Here is a 25,330-nt window from a genome sequence, read left to right as displayed (position 1 = left end):
CCGCGTCTTGAAGCGGCGAAAGGCAGGCTGGCGCGCACCACCACCGAGGAAGGAGTCCGCCATGTCCCGCATCGCGCTGCGCCTGTTGCCTGCCATGCTGTCGTGCCTGTTCCTGTTCGCGCTGTCAGGCTGTGCGGCGCCGGCGTCCTCCGATGGCGTGGCGACCGATCCGCCCCCCGCATCGGCGCCGGCGCCCAAGCCGACCGGTGGCAACCTGCCACCGCGCGAAGCGGGCGCCATCACCGTGGAATACGCCTGCCGGACCAGCGCCGACTGTGCGGTCAAGAACGTGGGCAACTGCTGCGGCGCCATGCCGGCCTGCGTCAACAAGGACAGCCCCACCGACCCGCAGGGCGTCCAGGCCCAATGCGCTGCGAGCGGCCGCATGAGCGTCTGCGGCTTCGCCGACGTGACCGCGTGCCAGTGCGTGAGCGGCCGCTGCGAATCCGACTCCTCCTCCTCGAAATTGCCGACCCAGTAATGCTCTACCAACAGATCCACCTGACCCTGCCCGCCTGGACCCACGACCTGGTCGATCCCGCCGCGACGTTCGCGAGCGACGAAGAGAAGGTCGCGCTGGCCATCGACCTGTCGCGCCGCAACGTGGACGCCAGCACTGGCGGCCCGTTCGGCGCCGTGGTGTTCGGCCCCGACCATCGCGTCATCTCCCTGGGCGTAAACCGCGTGATGCCGCATACCTGCTCGCTGGCGCACGCAGAGAACATGGCCTACATGCTGGCGCAGCAACGCCTGCAGACGCCGCGCCTCAACGACCTTGTCGCGCCGGTGGTGCTGGCGACGTCGTCGCAACCCTGCTGCCAGTGCTATGGCGCCACGGTATGGGCGGGCATCGACCGCCTGCTGATCGGCGCGCGCGCCGAGGACGTGATGGAACTGACCGAGTTCGACGAAGGCCCGCTGCCGGCGGACTGGATCGGCGAGCTCAACAAGCGCGGCATCGAGGTGGTCCGCGACCTGCGCCGGGACGACGCGCGTGCCGTGCTGAAGCGTTACGGCGAACAGGGCGGCGACACGTACTGACCTGGCGCGGCAGGAGAAGCCATCGACCGGCGCTTCTCCTGTAACCTGTGCCTGCGGCAGGAGCCGCCACCCTCCGCTTCACGCGACCGCGCCATGTCATCGACGACCGGCCTGCTGGCCTTTTGCCGCCAGGGATTCGAACCCGAACTCGCTGCCGAACTGACCGAGCGCGCCGCGCTGGCCGGGTTCGCCGGGTATGCGCGCGCGCAGCGCAACGACGGCCATGTGGTGTACGTCTGCGAACAGGCGCAGGCGCTGGACCGTGCGCTGCGCTGGCGCGACCTGATCTTCGCCCGGCAGAAGCTGCGTCTGCTCGCCGAACTGCGCGGCATCGATCCGAAAGACCGCATCACGCCCCTGCTTGCCGCGCTGGCCGGCAGCGGACGCTTTGGCGACCTGTGGGTCGAGCATCCGGATTCCGACAGCGCCAAGCCGCTGGCGGGGTTGGCGCGCAGTTTCGGCAATGCGTTGCGCCCGGCGTTGCGCAAGGCCGGATTCCTCAGCGAAAAGGACGACGCCCGCCTGCCGCGCCTGCACGTGGTATTCGTGCAGGGCGACCACCTGTTCCTGTGCGTTGCCGACGCACGCGACAGCGCGCCGTGGCCGCTCGGCATCCCGCGCCTGAAGTTGCTGCCCGATGCGCCCTCGCGCTCGGCGCTGAAGCTGGAGGAAGCCTTCCTGTCGCTGCTCGACGAGCGACAGCGCGATGCCTTGCTGCAACCGGGCATGACCGCGGCCGACCTGGGGGCCGCACCCGGCGGCTGGACGTGGGTGCTGACCCGGCACCACCTGCGCGTGACCAGCGTCGACAACGGTCCGCTGCGCGATCACGTGTTGGCCACCGGACTGGTCGAGCACCTGCGTGCCGACGGCTTCCACTGGAAACCCGCCCAGCCGCTGGACTGGATGGTCTGCGACATGGTCGAGCAGCCGCGCCGCGTGGCCGAGCGCATGGCGCAGTGGTTCCGTGAAGGCTGGTGCCGGCATGCGGTGTTCAACCTCAAGCTGCCGATGAAGAAACGCTGGGACGAGACCCGACTGTGCCTGGACCTGTTCGCGGACCAGGCTGGGCGTCCGCTCGAGGTGCGCGCGCGCCAGCTCTACCACGACCGCGAAGAGATCACCGTCTTCGCCACGCCCGGCTGACACCTGCAGACGCGCTGCGCGCCACCAAGGGAAACGGATGACGTCACCTGCCTCGACCCGCATCATTGCCCTGGGGCTCGTCGCCTCGCTCGCCGGCTGCGCGCACGTGCAGGGAGCCCGCAGCGCCGCCAACGAAACGCTGTACGTCGCGCGCGATGTCATCGGCGACGGTGTCTTCAGCGCGGGGATCGAAGGGCCAGCGTTCGGCCCCGATGGCGCGCTGTATGCCGTGAGCTATGGCCGCGACGGCACGATCGGCCGGGTGACCTTCGACGGCCATGGCAAAGGCCGCGCAGACCTGTTCATGACGCTTCCCGAGGGCAGCACCGGCAACGGCATCCGCTTCGATGCCGACGGCTTCATGTACGTCGCCGACTACACCGGCCACCGGATCCTGCGCATCGATCCGCGCGACCGATCGATCGGCGTGTTCGCGACGCTGCCGGGCGCACATCAGCCCAACGACATCGCGTTCGCGCCCAACGGCATGTTCTACGCCAGCGATCCTGACTGGCGCGGCGCTACCGGCCAGTTGTGGCGCATCCTGCCCCATGGCGAGGCGACGCTGCTGGAAACCGGCATGGGCACCACCAATGGCGTGGAAGTCGGGCCGAAGGGCGATGTGCTGTACGTCAACGAGAGCGTGCAGCGCCGCGTATGGGCCTATGACCTGGACGGCAGCGGCGCGATGTCCGGCAAGCGCCTGCTGATCGCATTCTCCGACCACGGCCTGGACGGCATGCGGACCGACGTGCGCGGCAACCTGTACATCGCACGCTACGGCGCCGGCGTGGTCGCGATGGTGTCGCCCGATGGCAGGCGAGTGCGCGAGGTGACGTTGAAAGGACGGAAGCCGACCAACGTGGCCTTCGGCGGTCCGGACGGTCGCACTGTCTACGTCACCCTGCAGGATCGCGGCGCGATCGAAGCCTTCCGCGCCGAGTTTCCCGGTCGCGAAACCGGGCTGTGACGGGGTGCCGCCGCGGTCTCAGGCAGTGACATGCCCGCGTGGCAAGATGCCTCCCTGACACGGAGACCGACCATGCTGCCCATCGAACTCAAGGACCCTGCCGGTTTCGGCACCGAGTTCCTGCGCCTGACCCTGCTGCAGGGCTTCCAGTCGCTGACCAAGCGCGACCTGGAGTTGTTGATCTTCGTGTTGCTGGAGCGCGACGGCGCCATCGGCCGGGACGAATCCAATTTCACCGTCGCCGGCAAGCTGCGGGTCACGCCGGCCAAGATCAAGGCGCTGCGCCGCGATGGGTACGCCCGCTGGCGCGCCCTGGTGCCGGAAGAACGCGACGCCGCGCTGCAGCGCATCGTCGCCAGCGCGTTGACCGAAACGAACCTGAAGTCGGGCGCCAAGCATGTCAGCGAGCGCAGCCGCAAGGACGGCTTCCTCGCCATCCGCGTCGAACACCCGGACGACCACCAGCAGTTCGAACAGGCCATCCTCGATGTCGGAGCATTGCCGGTCTACGAGCGCAATCGGGAGGTCGTGGCCGTGCGCTTCGATACGCTGCTGGCCATCGCCGAGCGCTGGGGTTACCTGCAGCCCGATCCGGCCGCGGTCACCGAGGCCTTGAGGGCGCTCACACCCACCTCGGAAGAGGTCGCGGACCTGCTGAAGAAGGACGTCACCAAGCTGCGCTGGCAGGATGCGCGCAACGCGCTCAACAGCCTGGGCGCCAAGGCCGTGGCCAGCACCGCAGAAGGCGGCCTGAAAGGACTGCTGAAGATCGTCTTCCCGTTCATTCCGGGCTGATCGTACTCAACCCGCGGCGATCTCCACGCGTTTCCCACCCGCGCGCGCGGACGCGAAGATCGCATCGAGTACCTGCATGTCGCGCCAGCCCTCCTCGCCAGGAACCCGCGGCGCACGCCGCTCCAGGATGGCCAGCGCATCGGCATCCATCTGCCTCGCCTGCTGCGCAGGCGTGGCACCGACCGCGATATCGAAACGGCGGCCGTCGCTGGCCTCGCCGCGCACGCCTTCGTAGGCCTGGAACGGCGACAGTTCGTACCACCCGTTCGCGCACTCGGCGCGCAATAGATTGAGATTGCGGCCAAAGCTGGTCTCGCCATCGGCCACGATGCCGTCGGGAAACTCCAGCCGGAACTGCATCGTCTCGTCGACGCCGCGGAAGATCTCCGGGCGCTGCACCGACGCCGTGGCGGTGACCGCGACCGGCTCGGCGCCGGTGGTGTAGCGCGCGGCGTTGAGCGCGTAGACCCCCATGTCGTACATGGCGCCGCCGCCCCGCGCCGCATCCAGCCGCCACGGATCGCCGCCGGCGTCGTCGAATCCGCGGAATCCGGCCTCTGCGCGGATGCGCTGCAGGCGGCCGAAGGGTCGCGAGTGCGCCAAGGCCATGACGGCCTGCGTATTGGGCTCGTGTTGCATGCGGTAACCGATCGCCAGTTGCACCCGCTGGTGCCGGCATGCCTCGATCATCGCGCGCGCCTCCGCGGCATCCATCGCCATCGGCTTCTCGCACCAGACATGCTTGCCGGCCGCCGCGGACCGCAGGGTGAACGGCTTGTGCAGGTGGTTGGGCAGCACGACATAGACCACGTCGATGTCGGGGTTGTCGGCGATGCGGTCGAAACCGCCGTAGTCGTAGACGTTGCGGTCGGGAATGCCATGTCGGCGCTGCCATTCCGCCGCCTTGTCCGGCGTGCCGGTCACGATGCCGGCCAGCCGGCAATGCCTCGTCATCTTCAGCGCCGGGGCCAGGAGGTCTCGGCTGTAATAGCCGAGACCGACCAGGGCGACGCCCAGCGGGCGCCTGGCCGTCGCGCTCACGCGGGGCAGGACGCCGGCCATGCCCGCCGCGCCGAGCGCACCGAGCAGCCGCCGACGGAATACATCGGGCGAGGAACGTTCGATACTCATCGCGGCCAGCCTCAGGGTGGGGAATCGCGAGGCTATCGCATGCGGGGTGCCGCCGGCGTCAGCGCGGGCGCTGGCCGGCCGCGTGGCGCCAGAAGAAATCCACCAGCGGCGGCAGCCTGCCGGCCAGGCCCAGCAGCGGACCGCGCAGGAGGGTCAGGTGCATGTCGTCGTTCGAGAACAGCCGGTTGATGCCTTCGAAGGCATACGCGGCGGTCGCATTCTCGCTGCGGCGCGAGCGGGCCCAGCGCTCGAGCCGATGCGTGGCGGACCAGTCGACGCGCCGAGCCTGCGCGGCGCGGATCCCGTCACGCAAGGCGCCCACGTCGCGGAGGCCCAGGTTCACGCCCTGGCCTGCGAGCGGATGCACCACGTGCGCCGCATCGCCGGCCACGACCACGCGGCCGGCGACGTAGTCCTTGGCCAGTTGCCGCTTCAGCGGGAATGCCGCGCGCGGCGAGGCCGCTTCCACATCGCCCAGCTGCCCCCCCATCGCCAGCGTCACCTCGCGACCGAAGGCGGCATCGTCCAAGGAGAGCACGCGTCCTGCTTCGCCGTCCGGCAACGTCCAGACGATCGAGCTGAGACCCTCGGCGAACGGCAGGAAGGCCAACGGCCCGGTCGGCAGGAAGCGCTGCCAGGCGGTGTCTTCGTGCGGCATGCTCGTCCGGACGAATGCCACCACGCCCCGCTGCGCGTAGTCGTGCGTCGCGACGTCGAGACCGGCCAGGCGACGCAGGGTGGAATCGGCGCCATCGGCGGCCACTGCCAGACGCGCATCGAGGCGCGTACCGTCGTCCAACCGCAGGGTGACGCCGCTCTCGTCCTGCTCCAGCGCCTCCACGCGCGCCGGACAGCGCACCTGCACACCGGCCGATGGCAGGGCGGCCCACAGCCGGTCCACCAGCAGCGCATGCTCGACGATCCAGCCCAGCTGCGTGCGTCCCAGCGTGTCGGCGTCGAAACGCAATGCGTCGCCACTGCCGGCATCCCATACGCGCATGCGTCGATACGGGTGCACGCGCGCGTCGCGGATGGCGCCCCAGGCACCGGCGTCGTCGAGCAAGGCGGCGTTGTCGGGCGCGAACGCATAGACGCGCAGATCCGGGTGCGCCGGCGACCAGCGCAACGGCTCGCGGCCTTCGACCAAGACGACCTGCAGCCCTTCGCGCGCCAGCACCAGCGCGCAGGCCGCGCCCACCACTCCGCCGCCCACGACGGCGACATCGATCTGTCCCCGGCGCTTCATGCGGCCTCCCCGCGGCACAGCGCCGGCACGTCGCCCCGGAAGCCCATCGCTCCCCCCACCAGGAACGACTGCAGCGAAGGCTGCGCATCCACCGCCACCAGGCCCAGGCTGCGCAGCGGCTTCAGCAGCGGCGATGGATTGGCGGTAAGCCGTGCCAGGCCGTCGGAGAACGCCAGCGTGCGGTCGCGGTCTTCCTGCCGGCGCGAGGCGTAGGCAGCCAGGCTGGCGGTATCGCCCGGATCGTCGCGGCGGGCGATCTCTTCGGCCAGCGTGAGGGCATCGCGCAGGCCCAGATTGAAGCCCTGCGCGCCGATGGGATGGATCGTCTGCGCGGCATTCCCGAGCACCACCGCGCGCTCGGCGGTCAGCCGTTGCGCGACCACGCGGACGATCGGATACATGCTGCGCTCGCCACTGGCGGTCAGCCGGCCGATACGCCAGCCGATCGCGCGCTGCAGCCGCGCCAGCCAGGCGGCGTCATCCAGCGCGGCGACGTCGTCGGCGTCTTCCCGCGCCACGCCGTGCACCACGCCCCAGTGACGGTCGCCACGGGGCAGGAGTGCCGTGGGGCCCTCGCCGCCGAGGCGTTCGAAGGCGGTTCCGTCCGGCGCATGCGTGGCGCGCACGCGGGCGACGAACAGCGTCTGGCCGTAGTCGTGTTCATCCGTACCGATGCCGAGGGCCTCGCGCACCGCACTGCGGGTTCCGTCGGCAGCGACCACCAGGCGGGCGTGCAACGTGCGCTCGCCGTCCGCATCGGCGACCCGCAGCGCGCGATGCCCCGCTTCGCCGGGCGCGAATCCCACGAAGCGCGCGGGGCGGTAGCGCGTCAGCCGGGACAGGCCGCCCAAGCTGGACTCCAGCGCCTCGCCGAACTCGCGTGCCACGACGACCTGGCCGAAAGCCTCGCGCCCGTAGTCCCCCGCCTCCAGCTTCACCCGCCCGAAGTCGCCCTGCCGGCTGACATGGATGCGCCGGATCGGTCCGGTGGGCGTGCGCAACTGCTGCATGACGCCCAGCGCGGTGAGCGCATTGACCGTCGCCGTGGCGAGACTGAGATTGCGCTGGTCGAACACCGCGGGCATCTGCCCGGCCGGCGTGGCTTCCACCAGTGCGACGTCCCGTCCCTGCCGGTCCAGGGCGATGGCCAGGCTGGCGCCGACCAGCCCCCCGCCCACGATCACCACGTCATGCCGTTCTTTCATGGGGCCATGATAGCGCCCCGCCTCCCACGCTCCGTCCGTGGGCATGCGACGCGCAGGCTCCGGTAGAATGCGGGGCTGAGTCTCCGGAACCGTGCCGATGAATATCTCTTCCCAACGCGCCCTCGTGCTGATGCTGGTCGCTGCCCTGCTGGTCCTCACCCGCCTGCACCTGCCGACGACCTTCGGTCACATCGGTCCGTTGCCCGACGCGAGCTGGGCGGCCTTCTTCATCGGTGGCTATTACCTGCGCACCTGGTCGCGCTGGGCTTTCCCGCTGTTCATGGCGGCTGCCGTGGCGGTGGACTACATCGTCATCAGCGGCCAGGGCATCAATTTCTGGACGCATTACTGCGTTTCGCCGGCGTACTGGTTCCTGGTACCGGCCTACGGTGCGATGTGGGCGGGTGGCGCGCTGCTTCGCCGTTACCAGACCGCTAACCACGGCCGCACGCTGGCGCTGCTGGTCGGCACGCTGCTGGCTTCGGTCACCGTCTGCCACTTGCTGAGCCAGGGCAGCTTCTACTGGCTCAGCCCGGTCGTGAGCGAGCCCACCGTCGCCGGCTGGTGGAAGAATTTCAGCGACTGGTACCTGCCGTACCTGCGCGTGGCCGCGATCTACGTGGGCCTGGCCGTCATCGTGCACGTACTGGCCGGACAGGTGGTGCGCCTGGCCCGGCCGCACGGCCGCGCGGCCGGCTGAGCGGGCCCGGGGCGCCGATGGGCAACCGCCTCTCGAAGATCTACACGCGCACCGGCGACGACGGCAGCACCGGCCTGGGCGACGGCACGCGCGTGGGCAAGGACTCGGCCCGCGTCACGGCCTACGGCACGGTCGACGAAGCCAATTCGGCCATCGGCGTGCTGCTGGCGGTGGCGAGCGTGCCGGACGACATCCGCGCGCTGTTGACCACCGTGCAGCACCAGTTGTTCGATCTGGGCGGCGAGCTGTGCATTCCCGGCCACGCGGCGATCACCGGTGACGATGTCGATGCGCTGGAAAAGCAACTGGACCAGTACAACGACGACCTGCCGCCGCTGAAGGACTTCATCCTGCCGGCAGGGGGCGAAGCGGCCTCGCGTTGCCACCTGGCCCGCACCATCGTGCGCCGGGCCGAGCGCGAAACCGTCACGCTGGCCCGTCACGACGCCGTGCGCCCGGAAGCGATCCGCTATCTCAACCGGTTGTCCGACCTGCTGTTCGTGCTGGCCCGCGTGCTGGCCCGCGCCGACGGACACGGCGAAGTGCTGTGGAAACACGAGCGGCGCCACGCCTGAGCCGTTGAGCGCGGGGCGGTCTCACCGATCTCCGCAGCATGGTAGGAGCGGGCCCTGCCCGCGATGCGGCGGGGTGACCCGCCGGCAGGGCATCGCACCCTAAGGCGCTCGCACAGAGCATCGGCGACCCGGACGGCGGACGCCACGTCACGCCGCCCCCGAAAGGTCGAATGCCAGCCGCCACAGGGCCGCGCTTAGAATGGCGCTGACTCCCCACCGCGTGGGACCGTCTGCGCCACTTCCCGAACCCGGACAATGCCGGCACCGTGATCATCTACACCCATCCCGCCTGCCTGCTCCATGACCCCGGACCGGAACATCCGGAGCGGCCCGCCCGGCTGGAAGTCGTGCTGGATGCGCTGCGCCGGCACCACGCCGATGCCGACTGGCGGGAGGCGCCGATCGCCAAGCTCGGCGACCTGCGGCGCGTGCACGACGAAGCGCTGGTGCGGGAGGTGCTGGAGGCGGACGTGTCCGGCTACCGCATGCTGGACCCGGACACGGTGATGTCCCCAGCCTCGCGCGCCGCGGCGTTGCGGGCCGCCGGTGCCGGCGTGGCAGGCGTGGATGCCGTGATGAACGGCGAGGACCGGACCGTCTTCTGCGCGGTCCGGCCGCCCGGCCACCATGCGACCGGCACGGCCGCGATGGGGTTCTGCCTGTTCAACAACATCGCCGTCGCGGCGGCGCATGCCTGCGACAGGCACGGACTTGAGCGCGTCGCGGTGATCGACTTCGACGTGCACCACGGCAACGGCACGCAGGCCATCTTCTACAACGACCCCCGCGTGGCCTACTTCAGCAGCCACGAGTCGGGCATTTATCCGCACAGCGGCGCGCCGTACGAACGGGGGGTCGGCAACGTCTTCAACGCGCTGCTGCCACCGGGCAGCGGCGGGTTCCGCTTCCAGAACACGTGGGCCGACGAACTGCTGCCGGCGCTCGACGACTTCAAGCCGCAACTGCTGCTGATCTCGGCCGGATTCGATGCGCACATGCGCGATCCGCTGGCCGACCTGATGCTCGAAACCGACGACTTCGGCTGGCTGACCCGGCAGCTGCGCGACCTGGCCGACCGGCATGCCGCCGGACGCGTGGTGTCCATGCTCGAAGGGGGCTACGACCTGGAGGCGTTGAGCGACTGCGCCAAGGTCCACGTGGACGCGCTGCGCTGATCGCCACGGCAGTCCGGCCAATCGCTGAACCTCGACCGACACCGGCCGGAGGCCTTCATTGCCCGCATGCATGGGATGGGGCAAGCTAACGGCCGTTTTTCGTCCGACAGCGAGCCTTGCACCGCGTGCGCACCGCCCTTCGCCTGCTACCGTTGCCCTTCAGCATCGCCCTGTGCCTGCCGGCGATGGCCGACGATGAGAAGCCCGAAAGCTGGGCGCTGTGCCCGATCCAGGATGTCATCCCGGCATTCGGCGGGGCGGCGCCCCCGTCGGCCGACAACCCCCAGCTCACGCGCGAGCAGCGGGCCGGTCAGCCGACGTCGATCGAAGGCGACCAGCTGGGAGGTACCGAGGCCAACCTCGAGTACCAGGGCAATGTCGCCCTCAGTCGCGGCGACCAGTTCCTGGGCGCCGACAACCTGAAGTACGACCAGGAAAAGGACACGTACGTCGCCGATGGCCACATCCGGTACCAGGACACCGGCATCCGCCTGATCGCCGACACGGCCCGCGGCGACCAGAGCGCCGACACGCACCAGATCGACAACGTGCGCTACCAGTTGGTGGACCGGCGCGGCAACGGTGGCGCCGACCGCATCGACATGAAGGGACCGGAGGGCAGCCTGCTGCACTCCACCTATTCCACCTGCGATCCCGACGACCGCCGCTGGGAACTGCGCTCGCGCCGCATCGACATCAACACCGACGACGGATGGGGCGTGGCCCGTGGCGCGACCATCCGCCTGGGCAAGGTGCCGGTGCTGTACGTGCCGTACCTGAAGTTCCCCATCGACGACCAGCGCCACACCGGCCTGCTGTACCCGGCGATCGGCCTGTCCGGCCGGAACGGCTTCGACTGGAAGCAGCCGATCTACCTCAACCTGGCGCCGAACTACGACGCGACGCTGGAACCGCGCTACATGAGCGAACGCGGGTTCCAGATGGGCGCGGAATTCCGCTATCTGTACGAGAAGGGACGCGGCGAGATCCAGGGCACCTGGATGACCAAGGACGACCTGGTCCGCGACCGCATGAACGAGGCGGACTACGATCCCCTCAATCCGAACAATCCCGATCCGGACGACGGCCGCGGCTTTCTGTCGTTCGAAGGCGACCACCGGTTCAGTCCGAACTGGCAGGCGCGCGCCAACCTGATCTGGCTGAGCGACGCGCGCTACCAGGAGGACTTCGGCAATTCGCTGTTCGGCCAGGCGTACTCCTCCGTCACCAGCACGGCCGGCATCTACGGCGCCGGGGAGTACTGGAGCACCGGCCTGATGGCCGACCACTGGCAACTCTCCGACTACCTGAGCACCGAAGCCTCGCTGCCCTACAACCGCCTGCCCCGCACCTACTTCAACTGGAGCCAGCCGCTGAGCCGCTGGATCAACGTGGGCGGCCATGCGGAAGCGGTGCGCTTCCAGCACGACGAACTTGCCGGCGGCAGCCGCATCGACCTCAAGCCGACCATCTCGTTCCCCATCCAGGGCGCGTCCTGGTACGTCACGCCCACGCTGGCCTATCGCCATACCGAGTACAGGCTGGATGCCGACCTGGCCCAGACGATCGCCACCGATCGTGCGCGCGCCGCGTATGGCATCGCCGCGGGGCAACCGGTGAGCGCGGCACAGATCGCCGAGTTCTATGATCGTTCGCCCAGCCGCAGCCTGCCGATCGGCTCGTTCGATGCGGGCGTGTACTTCGACCGTGAAACCGAGATCAAGGGCGACCGCTTCCTGCACACGCTCGAGCCGCGCCTGTTCTACCTCAACGCGCCGTATCGCGAACAAGACGGCTTGCCGATCTTCGACACGCGTCCGTTCAACTTCAGCTACGGGCAGCTGTTCCGCGACAACCGGTACACCGGACCGGACCGCCAGACCGACGCGAACCAGCTGACGCTGGCGTTGACCACGCGCCTGCTGCGGCAGAAGGATGGTTTCGAACGCCTGTCGGCCAGCATCGGCCAGATCCGCTACTTCGACGACGTGCGCGTCACCGCGCCGAACGAGGTCCCCCTTGCGCAAGGCAAGTCGGCCTGGGTCGTCGACGCCAACTACGCGCCGACGGATCGCTGGACCATCGGCGCTTCCTATCAGTGGGACCCGAAATTCCGCCGCGAAGACCTGGCCAGCGTGCGTGCCCGCTACCTGCTGCCGGACGACGGCGTGGTCAACATCACGTACCGCCGCCGCCGCGACCTGCTGGAGCAGGCCGACTTCTCGTTCCTCTACCCGGTGACGCCGGCGTGGAGCGTGGTGGGACGCTACTACCATTCCTTCTATCGCGATGCCGCGACCGACCAGGAGCCGGGTCTGCTGGAAGGCGTCGCCGGCGTGCAGTGGGACAGCTGCTGCCTGGCCGTGCGCGCGCTGGTACGCCGCTACGTGCGCAACCGCGAGGGCGAAATGAACACCGGATTCCAGGTGGAATTCGTCCTGAAAGGCCTGGGCTCGGCCGGCCAGGACACGGACCGCACCTTGCGCCGTGCTATTCTCGGTTACTACCGAGACGACCTCTATCTCGTCCCGCCGAGCAATATCGCGCAGCGACCGGACGACACCTCTTACGCTCCGGATCCATTGCCATGACCAAGCCGTTTTCCCGCTTCCTCATCGCCGGCCTGCTGACCCTGTCGACGGTCGCTACCTCGGTGCAGGCCCAGACCCTGCAGCGCCTGGACGGCATCGCCGCCGTCGTCAACGAGGATGTCGTGCTGCAGAGCGAGCTGGACCGCGCGGTGCAGAACGTGCTGACCCAGTACGCCAACCAGCCTGGCCAGCTTCCGCCGCGCAACGTGCTGGAGCGCCAGGTGCTGGAGCGACTGGTGCTGGTCAAGCTGCAGGTCGCGCGCGCAGCCGAAAGCGGCATCCGCATCAGCGACGCTGAACTCAACAATGCGGTCAACGCGGTCGCCCAGCAGAACGGCACCACGCCCGACGGCCTGCGCCAGCGGCTGGAAGCCGACGGCATGTCGTTCGCCGAGTTCCGCAGTTCGCTGCGCGATGAGGTGACGATCCAGCGCCTCCGCCAGAGCTTCGCCCAGAGCCGCGTGCAGGTGAGCGAAGGCGAGGTCGATGCCGCGCTCGCCGCGCAGGCCACCGGACAGGTCCAGTACCACCTCGCGCACATCCTGGTGGCGTTGCCCGATGGCGCCAGTGCGGAACAGATCAATACCGGCAAGAGCAAGATCGACGGCGTCAAGGCGCTTGTCGACAAGGGCGAGCTGGATTTCTCCGCCGCCGCCGTGCGCTACTCGGACAGCCCCAACGCCCTGGAAGGCGGCGACCTCGGCTGGCGCAGCCCGGACGAGATCCCCACCGCGTTCGTGGAAATGCTGAAGGGCATGAGCCCCGGCCAGGTGGTCGGCCCACTGCGCGGCCCCAGCGGCTTCCAGCTGTTGAAGCTGGTGGAAGTGCGCGACGGCGCGAAAGCCGAACAGCGGTCGGTCACCGAGTACAACGCGCGCCACATCCTGATCCGCATCACGCCGACGCAGGACGCGAACGCCGCCAAGGCCAAGATCGATACGCTGCGCGCCCGCATCGCCGGCGGCGCTGACTTCGTCGAAGTCGCCAAGGAATCCACCGAGGACGCCAACAGCCGCGATGAAGGCGGCGACCTGGGCTGGTTCCCCGCCGAGGCGTTCGGTCCGGCTTTCGGCCAGCAGGTCACCGGCCTGCAAGACGGCCAGGTCAGCCCGCCGTTCCGCACCGACGCGGGCTGGCACATCGTGCAGCGCGTGGGCAGCCGCCAGACGGATGTGACCGACCAGAACCGCCGCGCCCAGGTGCGCGAAACCATCGGCCGCCGCAAGGCGGAAGACGAGTACAACCGCTATCTGCAGGAACTGCGTGGCGAAGCCTACGTGAGCTTCCGCAATGCCGGCGCCGAGACCACGCCGGGCGGCTGACGTGGTACCGCGGCTCGCGCTGGTTCCGGGCGAGCCGGGCGGCATCGGACCCGAACTCTGCGTGCGTCTGGCGCAGCAGGTGCGCGACGATTGCACCCTCCTCGCCTTTGGCGATGCCGTCACGCTGGGGGCGGCAGCCGATGCGCTTGGTCTGCCGCTCCGCCTGCTCGCCGAGCATGAGGTCGCGCGGCAGCCGGGCGATCTGCGCCTGCACCCCCTCCCCAACGCTGTCCCAAACGCCTTCGGCGCGACCGAGCCGCGCAACGCGCGCGCGGTCATCGATGCGCTGACGCATGCGGCCGGCGCCTGTCTGCGGGGCGATCTCGACGGCCTGGTCACCGGCCCCGTGCACAAGGCGGCGATCAACGCCGGCGGCATCGCTTACCGGGGCACGACGGAACTGCTGGCGGAACAGGCGGACTGTCCAGTGGTGATGATGCTGGCCAACGACATCGTGCGCGTCGCGCTGGCGACCACGCACCTGTCCTTGCGGGCTGTTCCCGACGCCATCACGCCCGGTGGGCTGGAGCAGGTACTGCGCATCACGCATGCCGCGCTGCGCCGTGACTTCGGCATCGCCGACCCGGTCATCGCCGTGCTCGGCCTGAACCCGCATGCGGGCGAAGCCGGCCACCTCGGCAATGAGGAAATCGAGGTCATCGAGCCTGTGTTGCACGCCCTGCGCGCGGACGGCCTGCGCCTTGAAGGTCCGCTACCCGCCGATACCGCGTTCCTGCCGCAGAAACTGCGGGGCTTCGATGCCGTGGTCGCGATGTATCACGACCAGGGCCTGCCGGTCCTCAAGTACAGCGGCTTCGAGCAGGCGGTGAACCTGACGCTGGGGCTGCCGTATCCGCGCGTAGCGGTCGACCACGGCACCGCGCTCGACCTTGCCGGCAAGGGCATCGCCGATCCCGCCAGCCTGTTCGCCGCCGTGGCCACCTGTGCGCGCATGGCGTTACGGCGAGGAGTGAGCGGAGAACAGTGAGGAGTGAGGGAGATGTCGCGCCCCGTCGCTCCCGCCTGCCCTGCTCGCCCCTCACTTCCACACACTCTTTTCTGCTTTCAAAGGCTCCGCGCCCCCATGTCCTTCAAGGCTCCCCCGAAGAAGTCCCTCGGCCAGCACTTCCTGACCGACCGCAGCTACATCGACAAGATCGTGATGGCGGTGAATCCGCAGCCTGGCGACCGGTTGGTTGAGATCGGGCCGGGCCAGGGCGCGATCACGTTCCCACTGCTGCGCAAGCATGGCGAGCTGACGGCGATCGAGTTCGACCGCGACCTGATCACGCCGCTGATGGAAGCGTCGGAGGGCGTGGGCCGGCTGACGATCATCCACAAGAACGTCCTGGACGTGGACTTCGGCAAGCTCGCCGGCGACGAAAAACTGCGCTTGGTGGGCAACCTGCCGTACAACCTGTCGTCGCCCATCCTGTTCCATGCCATCGAACACGCCGCCTCGATCCGCGACATGGTCTTCATGCTGCAGAAGGAGGTGGTGGACCGCATGGCCGCCGAGCCCGGCAGCAAGGTCTACGGCCGTCTCAGCGTGATGCTGCAGGCGTACTGCCGCGTGGACGCGCTGTTCGTCGTCCCGCCCGGCGCGTTCCGTCCGCCGCCGAAGGTCGATTCGGCGGTGGCCCGGCTGGTGCCCCGCGATGCCACGTCCATCGGCATCAGCGACCCTGGCCGCTTCGAGGCCGTCGTGCGCGCGGCGTTCGGCCAGCGGCGCAAGACCCTGCGCAATGCACTGGGTGGCACGTGCACGACGGACCAGATCGAAGCCGCCGGCCTGCGTCCGGACGCGCGTGCCGAACAGGTCGACGTGGATGGTTTCGTCCGCCTCGCCAACCTGCCTGCGGACGACTGAGTTGCGGCATCGCGCCGCGTTGTTTCCGCTTTTACGCGCGTTTGCATACACTGAACGCATGGATTCCCCCGATTACGCCATCGACGTGGATGTCGCCACGCGCTTCCTGGATGACCAGTCAGCGCCCGAGGACGGGCGCTATGTGTTCGCGTACACGATCCGCATCCACAACCGCGGCCGCGTGCCGGCGCAGCTGCTTCGCCGGCACTGGATCATCACCGACGCCAACGGCAAGGTGGAGGAAGTGGAAGGCGAAGGCGTGGTCGGCGAACAGCCCTGGCTGAGGCCGGGCGAAGACTTCCGCTACACCTCCGGCGCCATCCTGGAAACCGCACTGGGCACCATGCAGGGACGCTACGACATGCTCGCCGACGACGGCACCCGGTTCGACGCGCCCATCGCCGCCTTCACCCTGTCCGTCCCGCGGACCCTGCACTGAGTCCGCCGCGATGACCGTCTGGGCCATCGGCGACCTGCAGGGCTGCTACGACGCGACGCAGCGCCTGCTGGAGAAGATCCGCTTCGATCCGGCGCAGGACCGGCTTTGGTTCTGCGGCGACCTCGTCAACCGCGGCGGACAGTCGCTGGAAACGCTGCGGCTGGTGCATTCGCTGCGCGATCACTGCGTGGTGGTGCTGGGCAACCACGATCTCTCCCTGCTGGCGATCGGCGAACGCTCGCCGGACGAACAGCGCAAGGTCAATCCCGACCTGCAACGCGTGGTGCTGGCCGACGATGCCCGCGAACTGCTGGACTGGTTGCGCCTGCAGAAACTGGTGCACGTGGACCGTGAACTGGGCTGGATGATGGTGCACGCCGGGCTCGCGCCGAAGTGGACCACCGCCCTCGCGGAAAAACACGCGCGCGAAGTGGAAGTGCAGCTGCACGGCAACGCCTACCGCAAGCTGTTCCGCAACATGTACGGCGACAAACCGAACTGGGCGCCGCACCTCTCGGGGCACGACCGCTCGCGCGCCATCATCAACGTGCTCACGCGCATGCGCTACTGCACGCCGCGCGGGCGCATGGCGATCGAGGAGAAGGGCGCGCCGGGCCGCCAGGCCCAGGGCCTGTATCCCTGGTACGAAGTCCCCGGCCGCGCCGAGCGGGACCTGAAGATCGTCTGCGGCCACTGGTCCACGCTGGGCCTGATGATCGGCCATGGCGTGCACGCGATCGACACCGGTGCGGTGTGGGGCGGCAAGCTCACCGCGCTGCAGCTGGACACCGACGAGATCCGGCTGGTGCAAGTACAGGGCCGTGACGTTCCGCCGCCACCCAAGGGCGAATTGCCCAAGGATTGAGTGCGTAGCGTGCGCCATGCGCACGACCGCATGGACCCAGCACCGCGCAGTCGTGCGCATGGCGCACGCTACGTTCGGTCAGACGCGCCGGTACTCGACGAAGTCGAAGGCCAACGCGTGCTTCGCATCTGCCGGATGCGGTTCGCGACTGACTTCGCGCCAAGCCGTCGGATCGAAGGACGGGAAGAACGCATGCGCATCCTCCACCTTGGTGTGGACCTCGGTGAGGTGCAGTACATCCGCGCGATCCAGGGTCAGCGCATAGACCTCGCCACCGCCGATCACGCACAGCTCGTCGGCACCTTGCGCATCGGCGACCGCGATGGCTTCGTCTACGGAGGCGACCGCCCGCATGCCCTCGAACGGCACGGTGCCACGGCGTGTCAGCACCAGGTTCACACGGCCAGGCAACGCGCGCCCCAGGGATTCGGCGGTCTTGCGCCCCATCAGCACCGGCTTGCCCAGCGTCAGCGCCTTGAAGCGTTTCAGGTCGTCCGGCAGGCGCCAGGGCAGGTCGTTGTCGCGTCCGATGGCGCGATGGCGATCGAGAGCGGCGACCAGCGAAATCCGCATCCGCTAAACCGCCACCGGCGCCTTGATCGCCGGATGCGGATCGTAGCCATGGATCTCGATGTCATCGAAGGTGAAGCCGAACAGGTCGGTGACGTCGGGATTGAGGTGCAGCTTCGGCAGCGCGCGCGGCTCGCGCGCCAGCTGCTCGCGCGCCTGGTCGTAGTGATTCGAATACAGGTGCGCATCGCCCAGCGTGTGCACGAAGTCGCCGACACCGAGGCCCGTCGCCTGCGCCACCATATGCGTCAGCAGCGCATAACTGGCGATGTTGAACGGCACGCCGAGGAAGATGTCACCACTGCGCTGGTAGAGCTGGCAACTGAGCTTGCCGTCGACGACGTAGAACTGGAACAGCGAGTGGCAAGGCATCAGCGCCATCTTCGGCAGTTCGGCGACGTTCCAGGCGCTGATCACCAGGCGGCGCGAGTCCGGATTGCGCTTGATCTCGTCCACCAGCCACTGCATCTGGTCGATGGTCTTGCCGTCGGCGCCCTCCCAGCTGCGCCACTGCTTGCCGTACACGGGGCCCAGTTCGCCGTGCTCGTCGGCCCACTCGTCCCAGATGCTGACCTTGTTGTCCTTCAGGTAGGCGATGTTCGTTTCGCCTTTCAGGAACCACAGCAGCTCGTGGATGATCGAGCGAAGGTGCAGCTTCTTCGTGGTGACCAGCGGGAAGCCTTCGTTCAAGTCGAAGCGCATCTGCCAGCCGAACACGCTGCGGGTGCCGGTGCCGGTGCGGTCGGACTTCTCGGCACCCTGTTCCAGCACATGGCGCAACAGGTCGAGGTATTGCTTCATGCCTGGTCTCCGGCGAAAGGCTTCACGGTTTACTTGCCGGCGACCGGCGCGGGAACGACGGGCTGCAGCGTCGGCGCACGGCGCGACAGCCACAGCAGGTACAGGCCCAGCAGCACCAGCGGCACGCTGAGTACCTGGCCCTTGGTCAGCCAGCCCCAGGCGACGTAATGGCCTTCATCCGGCACGCGGACGAATTCCATCAGGAAGCGGAATACGCCGTACATCAGCGCGAACAGGCCCGACACGAGGTAGCGCGGCCGCGGCTTGCGCGAGACCGTCCACAGCACGACGAACATCACCAACCCTTCGAGGAAGGCCTGATAGAGCTGCGAGGGATGGCGGGCGAACTGGTTCAACGCGCCCGCGGCGTACTGCGCCTTGAGCTGCAGCGCATCGAAGTTGCGCAGCTCAGGATCCGTCGGGAAGATCACGCCCCAGTTGGCATGCGTGTATTTGCCCCACAACTCGGCGCCGATGAAGTTGCCCAGCCGGCCGAAGCCCAACCCGGGCGCGGCCAGCGGCGCGACGAAATCCATCGTGTCGAAGAAGTGCAAACGGTGCTTGCGCGACCACCAGAGCGCCACGGCCATCACGCCGAGCAGGCCACCATGGAAGCTCATGCCGCCTTCCCACACCTTGAAGATCGACAACGGGTTGTCGAGGAAAGTGCCGAACCCATAGAACAGCACATAGCCGATACGCCCGCCCAGCACGACGCCAAGCATCGCGTAGAACATCAGGTCGGAGAACGCATCCGCATTGACGCCGGGCAGGCGTCCCTGCGAGGCGCGCAGGCGTCCCAGCCACCAGGCGGTGACGAACGCCAGCAGGTACATCAAGCCGTACCAGTGCAGCTTGACCGGTCCCAGCGAAAAGATGATCGGGTCGATCTGGTGAAGGTAGATCATGCGCCTCGGCAGTGCCGGTGGGGAGCGACTATTCTGCCCCACCCGCCCCGTGCGTGGATGACTGGCCGCCCGCGTAGCGCCGAGCCTGCCCGGCCGAGCGAGAGCAGCCGGGCATCACGTCAGCGGAGCACGCTCCGCTCTACGGCTCCGATATCAGTCCAGCAGGTGCGGACGGTTGGGCAGTTCGTCCTCGTCGGCCTGGCCCGACTGCTGCGGGAAATACTGGGCCAGCAACGCCGAGGTCGCCGCGATGCCATCCAGGACAGCCTGCTCGGCCCGGCCCTCGCCCATGCCCGTCTCGATCAGCTGGCAGACCTCGCGCCACTGCGCCTCACTGACCCGGCCGGCCAGCCCGCGATCGGCCACGATCTCGATGCGATGGTCGGCGAGCAGCAGGTAGATCAGCACGCCGTTGTTCGCTTCCGTATCCCAGGTGCGCAGGCGGACGAATACCTCATGCGCGCGCTGCCGCGGATCCACGCCCGCGATCACGGCGCTCGGCGGCAGGTTGGACTCCACCGCGAACATCACCTCGCCGCGATGCAGCCGCTCGCCTGCCGCGATGGCACCGGTAATGCGGTGCAGGCTGTCCTCGGGGAACAGCCGCCGGGCGGAACGGGCGAACAGATGGCGCAGCAGGCGCATCACCAGCTCCCCGAGGCGCCACCGCCTCCGGACATCCCGCCACCTCCGCCCCAGCCACCGCCGCCGAAGCCACCCCCGCCCCCACCAAAGCCACCCCCTCCCCAGCCGCCTCCGCCGCCACCCCAGCCGCCCCAATCGCGGTGCCGGGCATAACCACCGCGGGTCGACACCGAGGCCAGGCCGTACAGCAGGCCGAACACGCCCGCGATGCCGGCGGGAATGAGCGAAGACAGCAGCAGCGCCACCCCGGCGGCGGCGCCGCCGGTGAACAGGCCTCGCAACCCCGCAGGTGCGCGACCGAACATGCCGCGCACGAGGGTCGCCACGATGAAGGCCGCAAAAAGGGCGAAGATCCAGTCGCCACCCCGACCGCCGCCCGGACTGGCGCGATGCGTGCTGACCGGGGCCGGCAGCGTTTCGCCGTCGATCAGTTTCACCAGGGTCGCCGTGGCATCGGCGATACCGCCACCGAAGTCACCCTCGCGGAACTTCGGTGCCAGATACTCCTGGATGACGCGGTTGGCGATGGCATCGGGGATGGCACCTTCCAGTCCGTAGCCGGGGTGGATGCGCACACGGCGGTCCTCCTTCGCGACCAGCAGCAACACGCCGTCGTCCACGCCCTTGCGGCCGAGCTTCCATTGGTCGAACACGCGCTGCGCGTATTGCTCGATGGTCTCCGGCTGCGTGGTCGCCACCATCAGCACCTGCAACTGGCTGCCCTTGCGCTGCTGCAACGCCAGCGCCTGCTGTTCGAGCTGCTGCTTCTGCGCGGCATCCAGCGTGCCGGTGGTGTCGACCACCGGCGAATCCAACGCAGGGATCGCGGCCAGCGACTGCGCCCATGCGGGCGCTGCCACCAGCAGCAGGAAGAGCGCCAGCGCGCGCAGCAGGGCGGCGATCGGCGTGGCTCAGTTGCCGGGCGACGGCGGTGGCGGCGGTGTGGGCGCCTGCGGCGCGGCCGGCGGCGGGGTGCCGAAATCGACGGCAGGCGCTTCGGAAATCGCGGCCTCGTTCTCGACGGTGAAGTTCGGCTTCTCCTTGGCGCCGGTGATCTTGGCCGTGATCACCTGCGGGAACTGGCGGATGTAGGTGTTGTAGTCCTGCACCGTCTGGATGTAGCGGCCGCGTGCGACGGTGATGCGGTTTTCCGTGCCTTCCAGTTGCGCCTGCAGGTCGCGGAAGGACTGGTCGGACTTCAGGTTGGGATAGTTCTCGGTCACCACCAGCAGACGCGACAGCGCACTGGACAACTCGCCCTGCGCCTGCTGGAACTGCTGCAGCGATGCCGCATCGTCGGCATTGACCTGGATCTGCCCCACCCGCGCACGCGCGTTGGTCACGTCGGTCAGCACCTGGCGCTCCTGCTGGGCGTAGCCCTGCACGGTCTTGACCAGGTTGGGGATCAGGTCGGCGCGGCGCTTGTACTGGTTCAGGACTTCCGACCAGCCGGCCTTCACCGCTTCGTCCTTCTGCTGGATGGCGTTGTACCCGCAACCGGACAACAGCGCGACCAGCACGACGATCAACCACAGACGCGACACCTGGCGCATGGCACGACACTCCCTAGGGCGGACGAACTGATTGCAGCACCTTGCCCGTGAAGGCGCAAGCAGGTGCGCCGATCACACCTGCGGCGCTTCGTTAGGCTTCCGTGAAAAACGAAAGGCTCCCGAGGGAGCCTTTCGCCGGGCCTTCGCGAGGCGCGGATTCACTCGCGCAGCATGCGCTGGCTGGCGCGCTTCTTCGCCCACAGGTTGAGGCACTCGACCACGGCAGAGAAGGCCATCGCACCGTACAGATAACCCTTCGGGATGTGCATCTCGAAGCCGTCCAGCAGCAGGTACGCGCCGACCGCCACGATGAAGGCCAGCGCCAGCATCTTGATGGTCGGGTTGTTGTCGATGAACTGGCCCAGCGGGCGCGCCGCCAGCAGCATCACCGCCACGGCCAACAGGATTGCCGCCACCATCACCGGGGTGTGGTTGGCCATGCCCACGGCCGCGATCACCGAGTCGAGCGAGAACACGATGTCGATCACCGCGATCTGCGCGATCACGCCGGCGAACGAAGCGGCGGGACGCGTATGCACGTCTTCCGAATCGGGCTCGCCCTTGACCAGCTCCAGGATTTCCTTGGTGCCCTTCACCAGCAGGAACACGCCGCCCAGGATCAGCACCAGGTCGCGCACCGAGATGCCCTGGCCGAACAAAGTGAAGAGGTCGGCGGTCAGGCCGGCCAGCCACGCAAGGGTCAACAGCAGCAGGATGCGGGTGATGCACGCCACCGCGATGCCGAACTTGCGCGCCACTTCGCGCTGGTGCGGCGGCAGCTTGCTGACCGCGATGGAGATGAAGACCAGGTTGTCGATGCCCAGCACGATCTCGATCGCACTCAGCGTGACCAGCGTGATCCACACCTGCGGATCGGTAAGCAATTCCATCATCGGGGGGTACCTAGGTTCGGATCAAAAATTCACAGGTAGCGTGGTGCGAGGATCAGCGCCCAGCACAGCAGCACGTTCATCATCAGCACGAACACGGCAGCGGAGCCCATGTCCTTGGCGCGACCGGCCAGCTCGTGGTGTTCGGGACCGTAGCGCTCGATCACCGCTTCCACCGCGGAGTTCAGCAGTTCCGCCGCGAGCACCAGCAGGCAGCTGCCGATCATCACCGCGCGCTCCAGGCCGGTTTTGCCCAGCCACAGCGCCAAGGGTGCCATCACCACCAGCAGGTAGACCTCGAGGCGGAACGAGGATTCGTGCATCCACGCCGCGCGCAGTCCCTGCAGGGACCAGACGGTGGCTTTCAGGATGCGGCCGGGGCCGCGCGGGAAGTGTCCGGTTTCGTCTGCCATGGGGCGGGTTGAGGCGGAAAGGGGTCCCGCATCGGCCCCAGCCGGTCGGGCCGAAGCCGGATCCAGCAGAGGGAGGTGTCGGGTGGAGCCGGCGCATGCATCGCGCCCAAGCGTCCAATTTTGCCACAAGGCGATCTCGGGCCGCCTCGCCAGCGGTTTGCATCCCCGGGAACGGGCTGGTCCACTAGCTTGCCCGCGTCCAAGGAGACCTCCCCCTCGTGCCCTTCCTGAATACCGCACGCCTGCCGCTGATCGCCTCCGCACTGGCCGCACTGCTGGCCGCCTGTGCCGGAAGCCCACCCACGACCCCGGCCACGGCCGCGACACCGGTTTCAGCCAAGGAGGCACCGCGGATCCCCGAACAGGTCTCAAGCCCGGCCTGGGAAGCCGACATGCAGCGCTTCGAGGCGGCCGACGCGCAGTCGCCGCCGCCGCGCGGGGGCGTGCTGTTCATCGGCAGCTCGTCGATCCGCTTCTGGGATACGCTGGCGCAGGACTTCCCGGGCGTGCCGGTGATCAACCGGGGCTTCGGCGGTTCCGAACTGCGCGACAGCACGTGGTATGCCGACCGCATCGTCGTCCCGTACGCGCCGCGGCAGATCCTGATCTATGCCGGCGACAACGACCTCAACGCGGGGCGCACGCCGCAGCAACTGCATGCGGACTTCATCGCCTTCGTCGAACGCGTGCGCCGCGACCTGCCGAAAACCAGGATCGCGTACATCAGCAACAAGCCCAGCCCGTCGCGCGCGCAGCTGCTGTCCGTTCAGCGGGAGGCGAACAGGTTGATCGCGGCGGAAGCCAAGCGCCTGGGCGTGGACTACATCGACATCTTCACGCCCATGCTGGACGCCAGCGGCCAGCCGGACGAATCCTTGTTCATCGAGGACCGGCTGCACCTGAACCGTGCCGGCTACGTCATCTGGCAGCGCGTGATCGCGCCCTACCTCAAGTAACCGCGTCCGCAAAAAAAAAAGAAGCCCGGCGATGCCGGGCTTCTTCGTTGCATCGCCTGCGCGGATCAGAAGCCGCTGGCGTTGAGGCGTCCGCCGGTGACCGTCTTGCCCTGCAGCGAAGGCGTGGGCACCGTGGAGCCGAGAATCGCCGCCTTTATCTGCGCTGCCGTCACGCCGGGACGCGTGGATGCGTAGAGTGCAGCTGCACCGGTGACGTGCGGCGTGGCCATCGAGGTGCCGCTGTAGCTGGCATAACCGGAGACCACGCTGCCCTTCGATGCCTTCGGCACGGTCGACCAGATGCCATAACCGGGCGCGCCCAGGTCCACCGTGGTGACACCGTAGTTGTAGACCAGCGCGCCGGTGGACCGCAGCGCCGCCACCGAAATGATGCTGGCGTTGGGATACGACGCCGGGTAGCACGCCCCCGAGGTGTTGCCTTCGCAATTGACGCTGTCGTTGCCTGCCGCGACGATCGTCAGGATCTCCGCCTGGCCGGCCCGGTCGATGGCATCGCTGAGCGCCTGCGAGTAGCCGCCACCGCCCCACGAATTGTTGGTCGCGACCAGGTTCAGGCCATGACGCGTCTTCAGGTCGGTGAAATAGTCCAGCGCCTTGATGGCATTGGCCGTGCTGCCGCCACGACGGCCGAGGAACTTGCCGCTGATCAGCTTCACGCCGCTCCAGCACACGCCGGCCACGCCCTTGCCATTGCCACCGACACCGGCGATGGTGCCGGCCACGTGGGTGCCATGGTCGTCGTTGGCGCCGCCGGAGTTGATGTCGTTGGTGTTGCCGTCGAAGTCCCACCCACGCACGTCGTCCACGTAGCCGTTGCCGTCGTTGTCCACGCCATCGACCGGGTCGTAGGGATTGGTCCAGATGTTCGCGGTGAGGTCTTCATGATTGAAGTAGATGCCTTCATCGATCACCCCGACCACCACGTTGCCGCAACTCGTATGGCCGGCGGCCCAGGCCTCGGACGCCTGCGAGCCATAGACGTTGGCGGGCGTGCCCGCATCGCCGTACATGCCCCACAGCGACCCGTTGGTGGAATAGGTGTCGTTGGAGACGGCGTTGTGCTGGTAGGTCCAGTTCGGCTCGGCGTACTCGACGGCAGGGTCTGCACTCAGCACCTGCACGGCGGCGGACAGATCCACGTTGCCTGGCAGCTTGAGCAGGGCGATTTCGCCGCTGCGGCCATTGCCGCGACGCACCGTCTCCAGCTTCTGCGCACCGAGGCCCTGCACCACCGCATCACGGTCAGCCAGCACGGCGCCATCGCGATACTTCACCAGCAACTCGCCACTGACGTGCGGCTGGCCCGCCTTCAATCCCTTGATCACCAGATCCGGCCTGCCACCCGCGCTCGCGGTTTGCGCCGCGCCCATCGTCACGAGTGCCAAACCCACCCACACCGCCATGCGATTCTTCTTCATAAGCCGATCCGACTCCGAGTGTTGTGATTGCCGCGCGGGACAGCGCAGTGGGTCGAATCTAGCTTGTAATTTTCGTTCTAGATA

At 68.2% G+C, this 25,330-nt stretch carries 26 protein-coding genes and 1 pseudogene; 15 read left to right on the top strand and 12 right to left on the bottom strand.

Annotated features, from left to right (window positions below):
* The first annotated feature begins 61 nt into the window (after nt 1-61).
* From Q0907_RS01665 to Q0907_RS01645, 5 genes are all read left to right on the top strand, one after another.
* Nucleotides 62-481 (top strand): hypothetical protein, encoded by a 420-nt coding sequence (locus Q0907_RS01665; protein ID WP_299340905.1) that lies wholly within the window; start codon nt 62-64, stop codon nt 479-481.
* The gene (locus Q0907_RS01660) at nt 481-1,041 is read left to right on the top strand and encodes a nucleoside deaminase (RefSeq protein ID WP_299340902.1); all 561 of its coding nucleotides are present in this window, start codon (nt 481-483) and stop codon (nt 1,039-1,041) included. Before Q0907_RS01665 ends, Q0907_RS01660 begins: the two co-directional genes overlap by 1 nt.
* Before the next feature lie 93 nt (nt 1,042-1,134).
* Nucleotides 1,135-2,187, top strand: coding sequence for a 23S rRNA (cytidine(2498)-2'-O)-methyltransferase RlmM (rlmM, locus tag Q0907_RS01655; RefSeq protein ID WP_299340900.1), 1,053 nt, complete (start codon nt 1,135-1,137; stop codon nt 2,185-2,187).
* A gap of 37 nt (nt 2,188-2,224) precedes the next feature.
* Entirely contained in the window at nt 2,225-3,157 is a 933-nt protein-coding gene (locus Q0907_RS01650) for an SMP-30/gluconolactonase/LRE family protein (protein WP_299340898.1), read from the top strand.
* A gap of 72 nt (nt 3,158-3,229) precedes the next feature.
* Complete coding sequence (locus Q0907_RS01645) at nt 3,230-3,952, top strand: hypothetical protein (protein WP_296278207.1); 723 nt, start codon at nt 3,230-3,232, stop codon at nt 3,950-3,952.
* Between the two features lie 6 nt (nt 3,953-3,958).
* On the opposite strand, the gene Q0907_RS01640 is transcribed toward Q0907_RS01645, so the two are convergent.
* The 3 genes from Q0907_RS01640 to ubiH are packed head-to-tail and all read right to left on the bottom strand — an operon-like array spanning nt 3,959 to nt 7,534.
* Entirely contained in the window at nt 3,959-5,083 is a 1,125-nt protein-coding gene (locus Q0907_RS01640) for a Gfo/Idh/MocA family oxidoreductase (protein WP_299340895.1), read from the bottom strand.
* A gap of 58 nt (nt 5,084-5,141) precedes the next feature.
* Complete coding sequence (locus Q0907_RS01635) at nt 5,142-6,329, bottom strand: UbiH/UbiF family hydroxylase (RefSeq protein ID WP_299340892.1); 1,188 nt, start codon at nt 6,327-6,329, stop codon at nt 5,142-5,144.
* A complete protein-coding gene (gene ubiH / locus Q0907_RS01630) occupies nt 6,326-7,534 on the bottom strand; it encodes a 2-octaprenyl-6-methoxyphenyl hydroxylase (RefSeq protein ID WP_299340889.1) in 1,209 nt (402 codons plus the stop codon). Before ubiH ends, Q0907_RS01635 begins: the two co-directional genes overlap by 4 nt.
* 97 nt (nt 7,535-7,631) lie before the next feature.
* Here ubiH and Q0907_RS01625 point away from each other — a divergent pair, with 97 nt between their 5' ends.
* From Q0907_RS01625 to Q0907_RS01585, 9 genes and pseudogenes are all read left to right on the top strand, one after another.
* Complete coding sequence (locus Q0907_RS01625; RefSeq protein WP_299340887.1) at nt 7,632-8,234, top strand: hypothetical protein; 603 nt, start codon at nt 7,632-7,634, stop codon at nt 8,232-8,234.
* A gap of 17 nt (nt 8,235-8,251) precedes the next feature.
* The gene (locus Q0907_RS01620; RefSeq protein WP_296278855.1) at nt 8,252-8,809 is read left to right on the top strand and encodes a cob(I)yrinic acid a,c-diamide adenosyltransferase; all 558 of its coding nucleotides are present in this window, start codon (nt 8,252-8,254) and stop codon (nt 8,807-8,809) included.
* A 266-nt stretch (nt 8,810-9,075) separates the two neighbouring features.
* On the top strand, nt 9,076-9,984 hold the full coding sequence (locus tag Q0907_RS01615) for a histone deacetylase family protein (protein ID WP_299340885.1): 909 nt from the start codon (nt 9,076-9,078) through the stop codon (nt 9,982-9,984).
* A gap of 125 nt (nt 9,985-10,109) precedes the next feature.
* Nucleotides 10,110-12,575 (top strand): LPS assembly protein LptD, encoded by a 2,466-nt coding sequence (gene lptD, locus Q0907_RS01610; protein ID WP_299340883.1) that lies wholly within the window; start codon nt 10,110-10,112, stop codon nt 12,573-12,575.
* Nucleotides 12,572-13,864 (top strand): annotated as a pseudogene (locus tag Q0907_RS01605) (peptidylprolyl isomerase); the annotation flags it as partial. The gene lptD and the pseudogene Q0907_RS01605, both read left to right, overlap by 4 nt.
* 34 nt (nt 13,865-13,898) lie before the next feature.
* Nucleotides 13,899-14,885 carry a 4-hydroxythreonine-4-phosphate dehydrogenase PdxA gene (pdxA, locus tag Q0907_RS01600; RefSeq protein WP_299340881.1) on the top strand — a complete coding sequence of 329 codons (987 nt, stop codon included), beginning with the start codon at nt 13,899-13,901 and terminating at the stop codon, nt 14,883-14,885.
* A 96-nt stretch (nt 14,886-14,981) separates the two neighbouring features.
* Nucleotides 14,982-15,767, top strand: a complete 786-nt coding sequence (gene rsmA, locus Q0907_RS01595; RefSeq protein WP_299340879.1) for a 16S rRNA (adenine(1518)-N(6)/adenine(1519)-N(6))-dimethyltransferase RsmA — start codon at nt 14,982-14,984, stop codon at nt 15,765-15,767.
* A gap of 58 nt (nt 15,768-15,825) precedes the next feature.
* Nucleotides 15,826-16,206 (top strand): Co2+/Mg2+ efflux protein ApaG, encoded by a 381-nt coding sequence (gene apaG, locus Q0907_RS01590; RefSeq protein WP_296278861.1) that lies wholly within the window; start codon nt 15,826-15,828, stop codon nt 16,204-16,206.
* Nucleotides 16,207-16,216: 10 nt separating this feature from the next.
* Entirely contained in the window at nt 16,217-17,071 is an 855-nt protein-coding gene (locus Q0907_RS01585; RefSeq protein ID WP_299340877.1) for a symmetrical bis(5'-nucleosyl)-tetraphosphatase, read from the top strand.
* A gap of 78 nt (nt 17,072-17,149) precedes the next feature.
* On the opposite strand, the gene Q0907_RS01580 is transcribed toward Q0907_RS01585, so the two are convergent.
* The 8 genes from Q0907_RS01580 to Q0907_RS01545 all read right to left on the bottom strand — a co-directional run bounded on the left by Q0907_RS01580 (nt 17,150) and on the right by Q0907_RS01545 (nt 22,851).
* Complete coding sequence (locus Q0907_RS01580; RefSeq protein WP_299340875.1) at nt 17,150-17,644, bottom strand: dihydrofolate reductase; 495 nt, start codon at nt 17,642-17,644, stop codon at nt 17,150-17,152.
* A 3-nt stretch (nt 17,645-17,647) separates the two neighbouring features.
* Nucleotides 17,648-18,442, bottom strand: coding sequence for a thymidylate synthase (locus tag Q0907_RS01575; RefSeq protein WP_299340872.1), 795 nt, complete (start codon nt 18,440-18,442; stop codon nt 17,648-17,650).
* Between the two features lie 29 nt (nt 18,443-18,471).
* The gene (lgt, locus tag Q0907_RS01570; protein ID WP_299340869.1) at nt 18,472-19,350 is read right to left on the bottom strand and encodes a prolipoprotein diacylglyceryl transferase; all 879 of its coding nucleotides are present in this window, start codon (nt 19,348-19,350) and stop codon (nt 18,472-18,474) included.
* Between the two features lie 153 nt (nt 19,351-19,503).
* A complete protein-coding gene (locus Q0907_RS01565; RefSeq protein WP_299340866.1) occupies nt 19,504-19,995 on the bottom strand; it encodes a TPM domain-containing protein in 492 nt (163 codons plus the stop codon).
* Complete coding sequence (locus Q0907_RS01560) at nt 19,995-20,897, bottom strand: TPM domain-containing protein (protein WP_299342592.1); 903 nt, start codon at nt 20,895-20,897, stop codon at nt 19,995-19,997. The genes Q0907_RS01565 and Q0907_RS01560 overlap by 1 nt, the downstream gene beginning before the upstream one ends.
* A 9-nt stretch (nt 20,898-20,906) precedes the next feature.
* Nucleotides 20,907-21,548 (bottom strand): LemA family protein, encoded by a 642-nt coding sequence (locus tag Q0907_RS01555; RefSeq protein ID WP_296282747.1) that lies wholly within the window; start codon nt 21,546-21,548, stop codon nt 20,907-20,909.
* A 158-nt stretch (nt 21,549-21,706) separates the two neighbouring features.
* Complete coding sequence (locus tag Q0907_RS01550) at nt 21,707-22,441, bottom strand: TerC family protein (RefSeq protein WP_296282748.1); 735 nt, start codon at nt 22,439-22,441, stop codon at nt 21,707-21,709.
* Between the two features lie 29 nt (nt 22,442-22,470).
* The gene (locus Q0907_RS01545) at nt 22,471-22,851 is read right to left on the bottom strand and encodes a diacylglycerol kinase (RefSeq protein ID WP_299340863.1); all 381 of its coding nucleotides are present in this window, start codon (nt 22,849-22,851) and stop codon (nt 22,471-22,473) included.
* Between the two features lie 218 nt (nt 22,852-23,069).
* On the opposite strand from Q0907_RS01545, the gene Q0907_RS01540 reads away from it, so the two are divergent.
* The gene (locus tag Q0907_RS01540; protein ID WP_299340860.1) at nt 23,070-23,807 is read left to right on the top strand and encodes an SGNH/GDSL hydrolase family protein; all 738 of its coding nucleotides are present in this window, start codon (nt 23,070-23,072) and stop codon (nt 23,805-23,807) included.
* A 65-nt stretch (nt 23,808-23,872) separates the two neighbouring features.
* Here Q0907_RS01540 and Q0907_RS01535 read toward each other — a convergent pair whose 3' ends face one another.
* Nucleotides 23,873-25,246 carry a S8 family peptidase gene (locus Q0907_RS01535; protein WP_299340857.1) on the bottom strand — a complete coding sequence of 458 codons (1,374 nt, stop codon included), beginning with the start codon at nt 25,244-25,246 and terminating at the stop codon, nt 23,873-23,875.
* Between the last annotated feature and the right edge of the window lie 84 nt (nt 25,247-25,330).

It is taken from the genome of uncultured Pseudoxanthomonas sp., assembly GCF_947498795.1.
In the GTDB taxonomy this organism is placed as follows: Bacteria; Pseudomonadota; Gammaproteobacteria; order Xanthomonadales; family Xanthomonadaceae; genus Pseudoxanthomonas_A.
Note: the sequence above shows the minus strand (reverse complement) of the source record. Positions and strands in the feature narration are given on the sequence as shown.

What these genes read in the sequence shown, in the direction of transcription:
- Q0907_RS01650 (WP_299340898.1), top strand. Translation starts at nt 2,225, where the DNA reads ATGACGTCACCTGCCTCGACCCGCATCATTGCCCTGGGGCTCGTCGCC.
- Q0907_RS01620 (WP_296278855.1), top strand. Translation starts at nt 8,252, where the DNA reads ATGGGCAACCGCCTCTCGAAGATCTACACGCGCACCGGCGACGACGGC.
- apaG (WP_296278861.1), top strand. Translation starts at nt 15,826, where the DNA reads ATGGATTCCCCCGATTACGCCATCGACGTGGATGTCGCCACGCGCTTC.
- Q0907_RS01550 (WP_296282748.1), bottom strand. Translation starts at nt 22,441, where the DNA reads ATGATGGAATTGCTTACCGATCCGCAGGTGTGGATCACGCTGGTCACG.
- Q0907_RS01575 (WP_299340872.1), bottom strand. Translation starts at nt 18,442, where the DNA reads ATGAAGCAATACCTCGACCTGTTGCGCCATGTGCTGGAACAGGGTGCC.
- Q0907_RS01585 (WP_299340877.1), top strand. Translation starts at nt 16,217, where the DNA reads ATGACCGTCTGGGCCATCGGCGACCTGCAGGGCTGCTACGACGCGACG.
- Q0907_RS01635 (WP_299340892.1), bottom strand. Translation starts at nt 6,329, where the DNA reads ATGAAGCGCCGGGGACAGATCGATGTCGCCGTCGTGGGCGGCGGAGTG.
- Q0907_RS01660 (WP_299340902.1), top strand. Translation starts at nt 481, where the DNA reads ATGCTCTACCAACAGATCCACCTGACCCTGCCCGCCTGGACCCACGAC.
- Q0907_RS01535 (WP_299340857.1), bottom strand. Translation starts at nt 25,246, where the DNA reads ATGAAGAAGAATCGCATGGCGGTGTGGGTGGGTTTGGCACTCGTGACG.
- Q0907_RS01625 (WP_299340887.1), top strand. Translation starts at nt 7,632, where the DNA reads ATGAATATCTCTTCCCAACGCGCCCTCGTGCTGATGCTGGTCGCTGCC.
- rsmA (WP_299340879.1), top strand. Translation starts at nt 14,982, where the DNA reads ATGTCCTTCAAGGCTCCCCCGAAGAAGTCCCTCGGCCAGCACTTCCTG.
- rlmM (WP_299340900.1), top strand. Translation starts at nt 1,135, where the DNA reads ATGTCATCGACGACCGGCCTGCTGGCCTTTTGCCGCCAGGGATTCGAA.
- Q0907_RS01555 (WP_296282747.1), bottom strand. Translation starts at nt 21,548, where the DNA reads ATGCGCCAGGTGTCGCGTCTGTGGTTGATCGTCGTGCTGGTCGCGCTG.
- Q0907_RS01580 (WP_299340875.1), bottom strand. Translation starts at nt 17,644, where the DNA reads ATGCGGATTTCGCTGGTCGCCGCTCTCGATCGCCATCGCGCCATCGGA.
- lgt (WP_299340869.1), bottom strand. Translation starts at nt 19,350, where the DNA reads ATGATCTACCTTCACCAGATCGACCCGATCATCTTTTCGCTGGGACCG.
- Q0907_RS01645 (WP_296278207.1), top strand. Translation starts at nt 3,230, where the DNA reads ATGCTGCCCATCGAACTCAAGGACCCTGCCGGTTTCGGCACCGAGTTC.
- ubiH (WP_299340889.1), bottom strand. Translation starts at nt 7,534, where the DNA reads ATGAAAGAACGGCATGACGTGGTGATCGTGGGCGGGGGGCTGGTCGGC.
- Q0907_RS01665 (WP_299340905.1), top strand. Translation starts at nt 62, where the DNA reads ATGTCCCGCATCGCGCTGCGCCTGTTGCCTGCCATGCTGTCGTGCCTG.
- Q0907_RS01565 (WP_299340866.1), bottom strand. Translation starts at nt 19,995, where the DNA reads ATGCGCCTGCTGCGCCATCTGTTCGCCCGTTCCGCCCGGCGGCTGTTC.
- Q0907_RS01640 (WP_299340895.1), bottom strand. Translation starts at nt 5,083, where the DNA reads ATGAGTATCGAACGTTCCTCGCCCGATGTATTCCGTCGGCGGCTGCTC.
- Q0907_RS01545 (WP_299340863.1), bottom strand. Translation starts at nt 22,851, where the DNA reads ATGGCAGACGAAACCGGACACTTCCCGCGCGGCCCCGGCCGCATCCTG.